Origin of the sequence: Citrobacter sp. Awk 4 (genome assembly GCF_028069725.1) — a bacterium.
GTDB lineage: Bacteria > Pseudomonadota > Gammaproteobacteria > Enterobacterales > Enterobacteriaceae > Citrobacter_D.
Genome location: NZ_JANEWG010000021.1, coordinates 60943 through 75568 on the forward strand (window position 1 = coordinate 60943; position 14626 = coordinate 75568).

Here is a 14626-nt window from a genome sequence, read left to right on the forward strand (position 1 = left end):
GTTCGCCGCCGCAGCCTGATTCAGCTAACGAACCAGCGAGGTGAGTTGCTTAAGCAAGACGTCCGGTGCTTCACCAGACAACTGAGCATCAACGGGCAAATACCACCAGTTATCGTCTGCAAACGAGCGGCATTTAACGGCATCCTTTTCCGTCATCACCAGCGTCTGACCTTCGGTGAGTAATGCGTTGACGTCACCATAACTGAGCGACTGATGATCTGCCAGCGCGACGCATTTTTGCAGGAGCGCCCCGCATGCTTCGAGCGTCGCAAAGAAACGGGGAGGATGGCCGATGCCCGCCATGGCCACGATATTACTCAGTTGCGCCACGTTACAACGCTCAGCAGTGCGTAAGTTGACCGCCTGGCCTGGCTCCAGATGCATGGGAATTTCACCTGGTTCAGCGACACCGCCATTAACAATAACCGCATCCACCGATTTTAGCCGACCCGCTCGTTCACGCATTGGACCTGCCGGTAGCCACCAACCATTGCCAAATCGGCGAACGCCGTCAACCACCACAATTTCAACATCACGCGCCAGACGGTAATGTTGCAGCCCATCATCCGTCACAATAATTTGTACATCATGATGAGCCAGAATCGCTTTCACTGCATCGCAGCGGTCAGGCGAAACGGCAACTGGTGCGCCTGTACGTTGAAAGATCAGTACCGGTTCATCACCCGCTTCCGCTGTCGTGGTCTCGTGCGTCAGGAGCAACGGATAGGATGACGCCTTTCCACCGTAACCACGTGAAACCACCCCCACGCGAATGCCGCGCTGTTGGAGCTGTTCAACCAGCCAGATAACGACAGGTGTTTTACCATTGCCGCCCGCCGTCAGATTGCCCACAACAACGACCGGCACTGGCGCACGCCAGGATTGCTTTATTCCCAGCTTGTAGCACAAACGGATACCCCCACTCACCAGACCGTACAGCCAGGAAAGCGGGAGTAACAGCCGCCACAAGGGCGACTCACCAGACCAGATTCGTGCGATCATTGACCAAATTGCATTTTGTGCAACTGAGCATAGACGCCACGATGTTCCAGCAGCTCAGTATGGGTTCCACGCTCAACAATCAACCCGTCTTCCACCACCACAATTTCATCAGCCTGTTCAATAGTGGAGAGTCGGTGGGCAATCACCAGCGATGTACGGTTTTTCTGCAATTCGTCTAACGCAGCCTGGATTGCACGCTCCGACTCGGTATCCAGTGCGGAAGTTGCCTCATCCAGAATCAGAATTGGGCTGTCGCGCAGCAAAGCACGCGCAATCGCAATACGCTGACGTTGACCGCCAGACAACAGGACGCCGTTCTCACCAATGACCGTGTCCAGACCGTTATCCATTTTGTTGATAAAGTCCATCGCATACGCCATACGTGCAGCCTCTTCGATCTGCTCGCGGGTATACTGTTCATTACGTGCGTAGGCAATGTTGTTAGCAACGGTATCGTTAAAAAGATGAACGTTCTGCGAAACCAGAGCAACCTGGTTACGCAAAGAGGCCAGCGTATACTCACGCAGGTCATGCCCGTCCATCAGGATATGGCCCTCATCAATGTCATAAAAACGGGTGATAAGGCTGGCGATCGTCGATTTCCCTGAACCTGAACGCCCAACTAACGCCACGGTTTTACCTGCCGGAATCTTCAGGTTGATATTACGCAGCGCGGGCACTTCACGTCCCGGATAGGTAAAGGTGACGTTGCGGAATTCCAGATCGCCGCTCGCACGCTCAATAACACGTTTGCCTTCGTCTTTCTCTTGTTCGCTATCCAGAATCGCAAACAGTGTCTGGCATGCTGCCATCCCACGCTGGAACTGTGCGTTGACGTTGGTCAGCGATTTCAGCGGGCGCATCAGCGCAATCATGGATGAGAAGACAACGGTGATTGTCCCTGCGGTCAGGTTTTCCATTACACTCGGGAAACTTGCTGCATACAGGACAAATGCCAGCGCCAAAGACGCAATCAGCTGGATGATGGGGTCAGAGATAGCAGAGGCCGACACCATCTTCATGCCCTGCAGACGCATTTTATTGCTGACTTTGTCAAAACGTTTGGTTTCGACTTCCTGACCACCAAAAATCAACACTTCTTTGTGGCCTTTCAGCATTTGCTCAGCACTGGTCGTAACCTGCCCCATCGTGTTCTGCATATTTTTACTGATGCTACGAAAACGCTTAGAAACCACGCGAATCGCAATTGAGACAACGGGCGCCAGTACAATCAGAATGATCGACAGTTGCCAGCTGTAATAGAACATCATAATAAACAGACCGATAATCGAGGCCCCTTCGCGCACAACGGTAATCAGTGCCCCGGAAGAGGAAGATGCGACCTGCTCTGAATCATAGGTAATACGTGAGAGCAAAGTACCTGTCGACTGTTTGTCAAAAAAGGAGACGGGCATCCCCATCATATGGCCGAACAAGCGACGACGCATGGTCATCACGACTTTACCAGATACCCACGAAAGACAGTAACTGGAGATATAGCTGGTGATGCCACGTAATACCATCAGACCAATCACCACCAATGGCATCCAGAGCAGCACCGAACGGTCTGTTTTACCAAAACCGTCATCCAGTAACGGCTTCAGGAGCGATAACATGAAGGTATCGCTAGCTGCGTTGAGGATTAACGCGCCCCCCGCCACGATCAGACCCAATTTGAACGGCGCAATAGTGGGCCACAGTCGGCGGAATGTCTGCCACGTAGAGAGATCTTTATCGTTATGCATTCAAAAAACCAGCATTTGTTGAAATAGCCGCATATTCTACCCGTTATCCTCTGACACGCCAAACCACTGATGATACCAACGAGGTAAAATTTGCTCCCGCAGACTGCGTATTTGCCAACCTTGCGAGGAAAAGATAAGTGAAATCTGCCCCTGATGCGGCGTATCCAGCCATTGATATCCCTGCTGCCGGTATCGCTGTCTGACCTTCGGTGAGGGCAGTCGCCAGGCGTTGTAACGCGATGCCGAGGCCAGCGCCCCCTGCCCCTCAACACGTTGAATTAACGCCAGCGACGATGACGTATTGCTGCCATGATGCGGAACCTGAATAAATGTCGCCTGTAAATGTTGCCAATAGTGACTTAGCATTTTTTGTTCCGCTCCGGATTCAATATCCCCCGTCAACAGGACACTGTATTTACCATCATCGACTTTGACGACGCAGGAACGGTTATTCCCGAGATCTTTATTGCCTTTGACCGGCCAGTGCGCGCGAAACGTCAATCCTTGCCATTTCCACTGTTCTGCCCGAAAACAGGGCTGATGCCCTTCCCATCCTAACGGGCTTCTTATCCAAAGCGTTGGCCAGGCTTTCTGTAATGAGCGCAATCCACCGCGATGATCCAGATGTTCGTGGCTGAGAATAATGCCTTCGGGTTTCAGGTTATGCCAGCGTAGCCAGGGAATGATCAACTGCTGCCCGCTGTCACCCTCCGGCCAGGCTCGCCCGGTATCATAGAGAATGGCCTTGCCATTGCGGACAATGACCATAGCCAACCCCTGCCCGACATCCAGCATGTGAACCTGCCATTCATCTTTGGGCTCTGTACGCCATACGGGCCAACTGACTAAAATCGCCCCTGTCAGGCACACTCCCGGCCAGGTACGCCAGACCGCGAATCGCCAGACAATTATTATTAACCAGGGTGACAATGCCAGCCATTGCCACCGCTTATCAATACTAACCCAGCCTTCTGGTAAATTGCTGAGTAACCAAAACAAGAGCGCCAGTGAACGATCTGCCAGATACCAGCAGCCCTCTTCAATGAAGAGTGGTCCCGTCAAATGCACCATCATGCCTGCCAGAATGAGCGGGACAGATATAAATGTCACCAGTGGTACAGCAAACAGATTTGCCAGAAATGCGGTCACACTCATGCCATGAAAAATCGCGATTTGCACAGGTAAGAGCAACACCGTAATGCCTGCCTGCAGATGGATAAGATTCCATATCAAACGCCCCGCGTGGGATACCGAATAGACTGGAGCAGGACCCCATTGATACCAAAACAGAAGTGCGGCAACCGCAAGTGCCGACAACCATAAACTCTGCGAGAGAATAGCGACAGGATCGGCGATAACAATCGCCGCCAGACAGCAAAGCCAGACCTCCCATCCACTCCATTGCCGTCCGCTTAATTTAAGTATTCCCCATGCACTCAAGGCGATGACAGTTCGTAACGCGGGTGGTTGCAACCCTGTAAGCCAGGCATATAACAGAGCACTACCGATTCCACCCACAAGAGGAACCTGCCAGCGGATCCACCCCGCTGGAAACACAAATTGTACACATCGAATGATCCCCCCCGCAAGCAAAGCGGCAAAGGCAATATGCAACCCGGAAATCGCCATCAGATGCGTTGTGCCAGTATCCCGCATGAGGTCTTTCACCTCCTGTGGCAGCGACAGACGCTCCCCCATCCCCAGCCCCAGAATAACCTGTCGCCAGGGATAGTTTGCCAGCGCAGTCGTGAGAGAAGACAAGTAACGAGCACGTAAACTGCACCGGGAGTCGATCACTCTTGCCTGCAAAAAACGTCCCGTCAGGGGTTGATGCTGGGCCAGTGCATAACGTTGGCTATCGAACCCACCTTCATTCAGTTGACCATGTACCGCGCGTATCTTTAGCGTCATTGCCCACTGTTGCCCGGCACATACTTCGCCTGGCAAATACTGATCGTTTAAAACGATGCCCGCCGCAGGAAATAACCGTTTCCCCTGCACATGCGTAACTTGCCCATAATGCGTCGTCATGTGGTCTGTAGCCGTTATTTGCACAACTGCCTGTTGTGTTGCTCCAGGTAATGTGTTGCCCGGCCAGAGAGCCTGTTTTGCAGCGAATATTCCCCACAGAAAGAAGAGCACGCTCAGTCCGACATAGCGCGTCCATCGCTGGGGAATAAAGCTGAATATACACGCCAGAAGGAACACAACAGCGAGGTATGGCGTATCTGGTAGCGCGGGTAATAGCAACAAAGGAAGAATGCCAGACAATGCGCACACACTCACCGTTGTTATTTTCATAGACACCTCCCTGTTAGAGAAAGTGTGCCGTTTTGTGGTGTGGTTGTCCGGTGGCAGTTTGACAACTTACAGCAAAGGTTCCGCTGTTTTCGCGTGGCGGCTGAAACGCATAAATACAAATGCGAAGGGGATTCCAGTTCCCCATCTTTGACGGGATTCCAAAAACGAAAAAAGCACCTCCACGGTGCTTTTTTCTGGCTCAAGTTTTAACGCAAAACTTAACCGTAAATATTGGCGCGATCGCGCAGTTCTTTACCCGGTTTAAAGTGTGGAACATATTTTCCTTCCAGATCCACTTTGTCGCCAGTCTTCGGGTTACGTCCGGTACGAGGTGCGCGGTAGTGCAAAGAAAAACTGCCGAAACCGCGGATTTCAATACGCTCGCCCTGCGCAAGAGTCGAGGCCATATGCTCCAGCATCTCTTTCACTGCATCTTCAACCGCTTTCGCGGGAATATGAGATTGCTGGGTTGCAAGTCTTTCAATCAATTCTGACTTGGTCATGATTCCTCCGGTTCCTTAAAGGCAAAATTAGCTGTTACTGTCGCTGCATTGATTAAGGGCGGCCGTAGCCGCCCTTAGTGCTTGATTACAGGACGAATCCCGCAATCTGTCAAGTAAACTCGTGATACTTCAGGATGAAACACCCCGAAGTTTCAGAGAATTACTCGCCTTTAGCTGCTTTGAAAGCTTCAGCCATTGCGTTGTTGGAGAAGTTTGCATCTTCCTGTTTGTTAACAGTTGCGATTGCATCTTTCTCATCAGCTTCGTCTTTCGCACGAACAGACAGGCTGATAGCACGGTTTTTACGATCAACGCCGGTGAATTTAGCTTCAACGTCGTCGCCAACGCTCAGAACCAGAGTTGCATCTTCAACGCGGTCACGGGAAGCTTCAGAAGCGCGCAGGTAACCTTCAACGCCGTCAGCCAGTTCTACGGTTGCGCCTTTAGCGTCAACTGCAGTGACTTTACCGTTTACGATTGCGCCTTTCTTGTTCAGTGCAACCCAGTTGTTGAACGGATCTTCTGCGAGCTGTTTAACGCCCAGAGAGATACGCTCACGCTCTGCGTCAACCTGCAGAACAACTGCTGCGATTTCGTCGCCTTTTTTGTATTCACGAACTGCTTCTTCGCCTGCAACGTTCCAGGAGATGTCAGACAGGTGAACCAGGCCATCGATGCCGCCGTCCAGGCCGATGAAGATACCGAAGTCAGTGATAGACTTGATTTTACCTTCAACACGGTCGCCCTTGTTGTGGGTTTCCGCAAACTGCTGCCATGGGTTGTTTTTGCACTGCTTCAGACCCAGGGAGATACGACGACGTTCTTCGTCGATATCCAGAACCATAACTTCCACTACATCGCCAACGTTAACAACTTTGGACGGGTGGATGTTTTTGTTGGTCCAATCCATTTCGGAAACGTGAACCAGACCTTCAACGCCTTCTTCGATTTCAACGAAGCAGCCGTAGTCGGTCAGGTTGGTCACGCGACCAGTCAGTTTGGTACCTTCCGGATAACGCTTAGCGATAGCTACCCACGGATCTTCGCCCAGCTGTTTCAGGCCCAGGGATACACGGGTACGCTCGCGGTCGAACTTCAGCACTTTAACAGTGATTTCGTCGCCCACGTTTACGATTTCGCTCGGATGCTTAACGCGTTTCCATGCCATGTCGGTGATGTGCAGCAGACCGTCAACACCACCCAGATCAACGAATGCACCGTAGTCAGTGAGGTTCTTAACGATACCTTTAACTTCCATGCCTTCCTGCAGGTTTTCCAGCAGCTGATCGCGTTCTGCGCTGTTCTCGGATTCGATAACGGCACGACGAGAAACAACAACGTTGTTACGCTTCTGGTCCAGCTTGATTACTTTGAATTCAAGCTCTTTGCCTTCCAGGTGCAGCGTGTCGCGAACCGGACGAACGTCTACCAGGGAACCCGGCAGGAACGCGCGAATACCATTCAGCTCAACAGTGAAGCCACCTTTAACTTTGCCGTTGATAACACCGACTACAGTTTCAGCGTCTTCGTAAGCTTTTTCCAGCGTGATCCAAGCTTCGTGACGTTTAGCTTTTTCACGGGACAGCAGGGTTTCACCGAAGCCGTCTTCTACTGCATCCAGAGCAACGTCAACTTCGTCACCAACCTGGATTTCCAGCTCGCCCTGGGCGTTTTTGAACTGCTCTGCCGGAATGGCGGACTCAGATTTCAGACCAGCGTCAACCAGTACGATATCTTTGTCGATAGCAACAACAACACCACGAACGATGGAACCCGGGCGGGTTTCGATTTCTTTTAAGGATTCTTCAAATAGTTGAGCAAAAGATTCAGTCATGTTTAATCTTCAGGTTTCATATTTAACGTCCACCTGGCTCCATGCCGGATGGGGTTGTTTAACATACCCGCTGTCATTCCATTGCAACGGGGGTACTGCAAATTCGGTCGCGTTTAAGCGAGTGCCAGTTTTTGGCGCGCGTATTGTAACGCTTTTTCAATCACTTGCTCAATGCTTAATCGGGTAGAATCCAAAACTAAAGCATCAGCAGCAGGAACCAGCGGCGCTACAGTACGATTACGATCGCGATCGTCGCGTTCTTTGATCTCGGCCAAAAGGCGGTCAAAGTTAACACTAAAGCCCTTCTCCTGCAACTGTAGCATACGGCGATGAGCACGTTCTTCAGAAGAGGCGTCAAGGAAAATTTTTACAGGCGCATCAGGGAATACCACCGTGCCCATATCACGTCCGTCAGCGATCAAGCCAGGCAACTCACGGAACGCGCGTTGACGGCGTAGCAACGCTTCGCGAACACGCGGAAAAGCCGCCACTTGAGAGGCCGCATTAGCGACGTCCTGAGTCCGTATTTCGCCACTCACATCTTCCCCTTCCAGTATCACTTCCAGAGTGCCGTTCGTTGAGACAAAACGGACATCCAGATGGGATGCCAGCGGCACCAGCGCGTCTTCAGAAGTTACATCGACATGATGATGTAATGCTGCCAACGCCAATACACGATAAATCGCACCAGAGTCCAACAGATGCCACTGCAATGCTTCCGCCATTGCTTTGCACAAGGTGCCTTTACCTGCACCACTTGGGCCATCAATGGTAATTACCGGGGCAATTGCTGTCATCTTTATCTCCTTAAAGGCATACCGTTAACGTGAACGCCGCGCATTATACGCGTCTGTACGACGGAAAGTGAGCATTGCTTGCAAATTACGGTCAACAGGAGATGGAATGCAGAATAATTACGCAATTATAGCGGGCTGAGAGGGTATCAGCCCGGAAGATGACAAACTTTTACTTTTTATCCGCCGCGATACGTTCGCGGATATGTTGCGCACGTTCGGTTGATGGCGGGTGGGAATCGAACATCGATTTAGCATGACCCGCATCCATAGTTGCCAGCTTATCAAAGCTGCCGACTAACCCTTGCGTGCTGATACCGCGTTTATTCATCAGATCGTATGAGAAATCATCGGCTTCCGACTCTTTATCACGCGAGTATTTGGCATTGATAGCCCCTTCTGCGATATCACCAAGCTGCGAGCGAGAGAGCTGAGCCGCTACGCCGCTGGTGGCAGAGATAGCATCACGCGCTGCAACGATAGCGTAAGACGCTTTCATTTCTGCCAGCGAGTGCCCCAGCGCGACGTGACCCAGTTCGTGTCCCAGAACACCTTCGATTTCATTGTCGTTCATGATGTCCATCAGGCCGCTATACACGCGTACGCAGCCGTTTGCCATCGCCCAGGCGTTAACATCGCTGGTCATGTAAACCTTATAGTTAACCGGTGTGCCGTTGATGTTATTACCCAGCGCTTTGGCGATTTTGGCTAAGCGTTTGCTGTATTTGCTGGAAGAACCTGCCATTTGATTTTGGCTATCCAGTTCCTGACACCCTTGGTTCGCCATCGCTTTAGCATCAGCATCCGTCAGCGTCGCTGCTTTGTAAGCAGACAACCCAGAACTGACCGCCATATTGGTGTCGATACCGTGTGTATTCTGACAGCCGCTCAGCAGCGCGGCAGAAACGGCCAGTGTCAGCAGTAATTTTACATTTTTCATGTGAATCATCCGTTGATTAAACATAATTCATATAAATATTAATGAGTTATAAAAACAGGCGGAGATTAACATTGTTGCGAACGGCCAGAAAGTCCAAAAAAAAACGCCGACTCAAGGTCGGCGTTCATTGCTAATCATTCAGACTACGCAGATGTACTTATTCGCGCCAGTTGTTCGAAATAATCCGGGAAGGTTTTGGCGGTACATTTTGGATCCAGAATAGTGACCGGCGTGTCGGATAACGCCACCAGCGAGAAGCACATCGCCATGCGGTGATCGTTGTACGTTCCAATCTCGGCGAACTGTAATTGAGCAGGCGGCGTGATGCGAATGAAATCGTGTCCTTCTTCCACTTCAGCGCCCACTTTACGCAACTCGGTCGCCATGGCAAATAAGCGATCGGTCTCTTTCACACGCCAGTTATAGATATTACGCAACGTCGTCGTGCCTTTCGCAAACAACGCCGCGGTTGCAATGGTCATTGCCGCATCCGGGATATGGTTCATGTCCATATCAATGGCATTTAATTCACCGCGCGTGCAGGCAATATAATCGTCGCCCCAGGTCACCGTTGCGCCCATTTTTTCCAGCACATCGGCAAAGCGAATATCGCCCTGCATGCTGTTACGGCCAATACCGGTCACCTTCACCGTACCGCCTTTAATAGCGCCTGCCGCCAGGAAGTACGAGGCTGAAGAAGCATCGCCTTCTACAAGATACGCGCCCGGAGACTGATACTGCTGCCCCCCCTTGACGACAAAACGCTGGTAATTCTGGTTCTCAATCTCAACGCCAAACGTTTTCATCAGATTCAGCGTGATATCGATATACGGTTTTGACACCAGTTCACCTTTGATCACAATCGTCGAATCTTGCGGCGCCAGCGGAGCAGTCATCAACAATGCGGTGAGAAACTGGCTGGAAACACTGCCGTCAACCTCAACCTGTCCACCGGTAAATCCACCGCGAAGACGTAACGGAGGATAATTTTCCTGCTCCAGATACTCAATATTCGCCCCGCCCTGACGCAAGGCATCTACAAGGTGTCCAATCGGGCGTTCCTTCATGCGCGGTTCACCCGTCAGAACGATATCGTTCGTTCCCAGGCACAACGCTGCCGCCAGCGGGCGCATGGCCGTTCCCGCATTGCCGAGGAACAGTTCCAGCGAGCCTTCAGCCTGTAATGCGCCACTGTTGCCGTTGATCTCACAACGGGTACGATCGGCAGACAGGGTGTAATCAATCCCCAGCGCGCTCAGCGCATTGAGCATATGGCGAACGTCATCGCTGTCCAGCAGGTTAGTCAGAACAGTGGTGCCGCGTGCTAACGCCGCCAGTAACAAAGCGCGGTTTGACACACTTTTGGAGCCAGGCAGATTAATGGTGCCATCGACCCGCGCGATAGGTTTTAACGTTAGGGATTCCATGAAACTCAACTCTCAAAAACAGAAATAAAAACCCCACAGACAAGCTGTGGGGATGAAAAAGGACAGCAAATTAACCGCGGCGACGCTCGAAATCGATCATGAAATCGGTCAGCGCTTTAACGCCTTCAAGCGGCATGGCGTTATAGATAGAGGCGCGCATTCCCCCCACCACACGGTGACCTTTCAGCGCATGCAAACCTGCTGCAAATGACTCTTCCAGGAAAAGTTTATCCAGCGCGCTATCAGCCAACTGGAACGGTACGTTCATGCGGGAGCGGTTAGATTTCGCCACATCGTTACGATAGAAATCACTGTTATCAATCACGCCATACAGCAGTTCGGCTTTTTGTTGATTGATTTTATCCATCGCGGCCACCCCACCCTGCTCTTTCAGCCATTTGAAGACCAGACCAGAGAGATACCAGGCGAATGTTGGCGGTGTGTTGAACATCGAGTCGTTCTCGTTCAGCACGCTGTAATCAAGGATAGACGGGCAGGATGTATGCGCTTTACCCAGTAAATCTTCACGAACGATCACAATCGTCAAACCCGCAGGACCGATATTTTTCTGCGCGCCTGCGTAAATCACCCCATAACGGGAAATATCCAGCGGCGTAGAGAGAATAGTAGAAGAGAAATCGGCGGTTACGACTACATCAGACGCAAAATTCGGCGTTTCATTGATCGCGATGCCGTCGATGGTTTCGTTCGGACAATAGTGCAAATAGGCAGCATTGTCGGACAGTTGCCATTCGCTCATTGGCTTAACCGCACGCAGACCGTCAACGGTAACTTTCGCGTCAATCACATTGGGGGCGCAGTATTTTTTGGCTTCTTTAACGGCGCTGGCGGCCCAGTATCCGGCATCAACATAATCCGCCGTCGTTTTATCGCCCAGAATATTGAGCGGGACAGCAGCAAACTGCCCACGCCCACCACCATGACAGAACAAAACTTTGTAGTTAGAGGGGATGCTGAGGAGATCGCGAAAATCTTTCTCTGCTTCCTCTGCGACCTGGATAAACTCTTTGCCACGGTGGCTAATTTCCATTACCGATGTGCCAAGACCCTGCCAGTCACAGAGATCCTGTTGCGCCAGTTTAAGCACGTCTGCCGGTAGCATTGCCGGACCTGAACTAAAATTGAAGACCTGAGCCATTTCCCCTCACCACGTTGTATTGTTTTCAACTCAACATCCCGTCAGTTGCGAACAGCAGAACGACAGACATTGGATATATGTTATTGCTGTGGATATCGGTTTTATCATTCAGTGACACGCGCCGCAATGGGTAAAACTGACTGGCGCAAAAATGCGCGTTGCATCACACAACAGAATCTGCCGGTTTGTCGGGTTAAAACCGATATTTTTGCTGTCAGACGATCCGTTTTGCCTGACTGGCCTTCGACCATTCTGGATTTGCACAGCGTGGACATAATTGATTCCCGCCAGCTTTCATCGCTACCACTTCGCTGCAACGCACACAGGCGTAGTCACCCGCCTCAGGAACAACTTTAAATCGCTGCGTGCACTGTTTAGGCAGAATGCTGAGCCCAGACTTCACCTCTTCGTCGGCAAAAAAATAGACGCTAATTTGTCCATTGGTTTCCAGGATAGCGAGTTTCACCTGCCCCAGTTGTTCAACGCCATTTAGACGCAGCTCCATAAAGAACTCAAACTCAGTCATATTCGCGCGACCGAGCTTCGACCAGGCCAGTTCACCGTCTTCAATGATCACGACGGGCTTGCCTTCCAGCATATCTTCCAGTTTCTCGCTGTGCGCCATCAGCCACATGACCAGCCGATAAAGCAAGGCCAGCGAGAGAAAAACGACCAACACCGGGAGCAGCGGAACATCATCATAAAACGCGACATCCCCGGCGGCCGACCCCAGCGTCAAAATGATCAACACTTCAAACAGCGACATCTGCCGTACACCACGGCGTCCGGTCATCTTTAGAAAAAGAAACACCAGAACAAAGGTATAGAAGCTTCGCAGCGCAACTTCACCCAGAAACGCCAGCGGCACGTTATCCAGCGCCATACGTTGCCAATCGAACGCCTTCATTTTTATGCCCTTGCGCGGATGAGTTTTGTAAAAGCATAGTCAATACTTTTATTTACGCCGAAGGACCGGTGATGATAGCGCCATGCCTTTAAAACCCGTATCATTGCGCGCTTTCCGTACGACAAAAGTGATTTTCATGACGCAAACATTTATCCCTGGCAAAGACGCTGCTCTGGAAGATTCCATCGCTCGCTTCCAGCAAAAACTGCTCGACCTTGGTTTCCATATTGAAGAGGCTTCCTGGTTGAATCCGGTGCCCAACGTCTGGTCTGTACACATTCGCGACAAAGAGTGCGCGCTGTGCTTCACCAACGGTAAAGGCGCGACCAAAAAAGCGGCGCTGGCCTCCGCGCTGGGCGAATATTTTGAGCGTCTGTCTACCAACTATTTCTTTGCTGATTTCTGGCTCGGTGACACCATCGCCAATGGTCCGTTCGTACATTACCCGAACGAAAAATGGTTTCCGTTAACTGAAGATGACGACGTTCCTGAAGGTCTGCTGGATGCGCGTCTGCGCGCGTTCTACGATCCGGACAATGAACTGACCGGAAGCATGCTGATTGACCTGCAGTCCGGTAACGAAGACCGTGGCGTCTGCGGTCTGCCGTTTACCCGTCAGTCTGATAACAAGACCGTGTATATTCCGATGAATATTATCGGCAATCTGTATGTCTCTAACGGGATGTCTGCCGGTAACACACGTAATGAAGCGCGCGTTCAGGGCCTGTCTGAAGTTTTTGAGCGTTATGTGAAGAATCGCATCATTGCCGAAAGTATTAGCCTGCCGGAAATTCCTGCCGATGTGCTGGCGCGTTATCCGGCAGTGGTGGAGTCCATCGCGAAGCTGGAAGCCGAAGGTTTCCCCATTTTCGCTTATGACGGTTCATTAGGCGGTCAGTACCCGGTTATCTGCGTTGTATTGTTCAACCCGGCCAACGGTACCTGCTTTGCTTCCTTCGGCGCGCACCCGGACTTCGGCGTGGCGCTGGAGCGCACGGTCACCGAATTGCTGCAGGGTCGTGGTCTGAAGGATCTTGATGTCTTTACCCCGCCAACCTTTGATGACGAAGAAGTGGCAGAACACACCAACCTCGAGACTCACTTCATTGACTCCAGCGGTTTAATCTCCTGGGATCTGTTTAAGCAAAATGCCGATTATCCGTTTGCAGACTGGGATTTCTCCGGAACGACGGAAGAGGAATTTGCCACGCTCATGGCTATCTTTGCTGCCGAAGATAAAGAAGTGTACATCGCCGATTATGAGCACCTGGGCGTTTATGCCTGCCGCATCATTGTACCGGGCATGTCTGACATCTATCCCGCAGAAGATCTGTGGTTAGCCAACAACAGCATGGGTAGCCATCTGCGTGAAACGATCCTTGCTCTGCCGGGCAGCGAGTGGGAAAAAGAAGCCTACCTGAATCTGATCGAACAGCTCGATGAAGAAGGTTTTGACGACTTTACCCGCGTACGCGAACTGCTGGGACTGGCAACCGGGCCGGATAACGGTTGGTATACGCTGCGCATTGGCGAGCTAAAAGCGATGCTGGCGTTGGCAGGTGGCGACCTTGAGCAGGCGCTGATCTGGACCGAATGGACGATGGAGTTTAACGCCTCCGTCTTCAGCGCTGAACGCGCGAACTACTACCGTTGCCTGCAAACATTACTGCTGCTGGCGCAGGAAGACGACCGTGAACCTCTGCAATATCTGAACGCCTTTGTTCGCATGTACGGCGCAGAAGCCGTTGAAGCGGCAAGCGCGGCATTGAGCGGCGAATCGGCGTTTTATGGGTTACAGGCGGTTGACGGCGACTTACTGGCTTTCCCATCGCACCAGTCTCTGTTGAAGGCCTACGAAAAGCTGCAACGCGCAAAAGCCCTCTGGTGGTCAAAATAAAACCGAATAGTTTACGCTAAGTAGGCTTGAACACTCGGTTGAGCTATATTACGGGGCGCTTTTAGTGCCCCGTTTTACTTATTTTTGAATTATCAAAAATAAATGTAATAACAAGGT

At 51.4% G+C, this 14626-nt stretch carries 11 protein-coding genes; 1 reads left to right on the plus strand and 10 read right to left on the minus strand.

The window, feature by feature from the left end; translation table 11 throughout:
- Nucleotides 1-24 precede the first annotated feature (24 nt).
- The 10 genes from lpxK to NNO04_RS11115 form a co-directional block, all read right to left on the minus strand.
- On the minus strand, nt 25-1002 hold the full coding sequence (lpxK, locus tag NNO04_RS11070) for a tetraacyldisaccharide 4'-kinase (RefSeq protein ID WP_271444698.1): 978 nt from the start codon (nt 1000-1002) through the stop codon (nt 25-27).
- Entirely contained in the window at nt 999-2747 is a 1749-nt protein-coding gene (msbA, locus tag NNO04_RS11075; RefSeq protein WP_271444699.1) for a lipid A ABC transporter ATP-binding protein/permease MsbA, read from the minus strand. The genes lpxK and msbA overlap by 4 nt, the downstream gene beginning before the upstream one ends.
- Nucleotides 2748-2783: 36 nt before the next feature.
- Nucleotides 2784-5048: a ComEC family protein gene (locus NNO04_RS11080; protein ID WP_271444700.1), complete on the minus strand. Its 2265-nt coding sequence runs from the start codon at nt 5046-5048 to the stop codon at nt 2784-2786.
- Nucleotides 5049-5266: 218 nt separating this feature from the next.
- Nucleotides 5267-5551 (minus strand): integration host factor subunit beta, encoded by a 285-nt coding sequence (gene ihfB / locus NNO04_RS11085; protein WP_002463068.1) that lies wholly within the window; start codon nt 5549-5551, stop codon nt 5267-5269.
- A 160-nt stretch (nt 5552-5711) separates the two neighbouring features.
- Nucleotides 5712-7385 (minus strand): 30S ribosomal protein S1, encoded by a 1674-nt coding sequence (rpsA, locus tag NNO04_RS11090; RefSeq protein WP_162380062.1) that lies wholly within the window; start codon nt 7383-7385, stop codon nt 5712-5714.
- 113 nt (nt 7386-7498) lie between these two features.
- The gene (gene cmk / locus NNO04_RS11095; protein ID WP_271444701.1) at nt 7499-8182 is read right to left on the minus strand and encodes a (d)CMP kinase; all 684 of its coding nucleotides are present in this window, start codon (nt 8180-8182) and stop codon (nt 7499-7501) included.
- 169 nt (nt 8183-8351) lie between these two features.
- Nucleotides 8352-9119 carry a M48 family metallopeptidase gene (locus NNO04_RS11100; RefSeq protein WP_271444702.1) on the minus strand — a complete coding sequence of 256 codons (768 nt, stop codon included), beginning with the start codon at nt 9117-9119 and terminating at the stop codon, nt 8352-8354.
- Nucleotides 9120-9262: 143 nt separating this feature from the next.
- On the minus strand, nt 9263-10546 hold the full coding sequence (gene aroA, locus NNO04_RS11105; RefSeq protein WP_271444703.1) for a 3-phosphoshikimate 1-carboxyvinyltransferase: 1284 nt from the start codon (nt 10544-10546) through the stop codon (nt 9263-9265).
- A gap of 70 nt (nt 10547-10616) precedes the next feature.
- Complete coding sequence (serC, locus tag NNO04_RS11110) at nt 10617-11705, minus strand: 3-phosphoserine/phosphohydroxythreonine transaminase (RefSeq protein WP_271444704.1); 1089 nt, start codon at nt 11703-11705, stop codon at nt 10617-10619.
- Between the two features lie 214 nt (nt 11706-11919).
- A complete protein-coding gene (locus tag NNO04_RS11115) occupies nt 11920-12612 on the minus strand; it encodes a DUF421 domain-containing protein (protein WP_271444705.1) in 693 nt (230 codons plus the stop codon).
- 136 nt (nt 12613-12748) lie between these two features.
- On the opposite strand from NNO04_RS11115, the gene ycaO reads away from it, so the two are divergent.
- A complete protein-coding gene (ycaO, locus tag NNO04_RS11120; protein ID WP_271444706.1) occupies nt 12749-14509 on the plus strand; it encodes a 30S ribosomal protein S12 methylthiotransferase accessory factor YcaO in 1761 nt (586 codons plus the stop codon).
- The last annotated feature ends 117 nt before the right edge of the window (nt 14510-14626 follow it).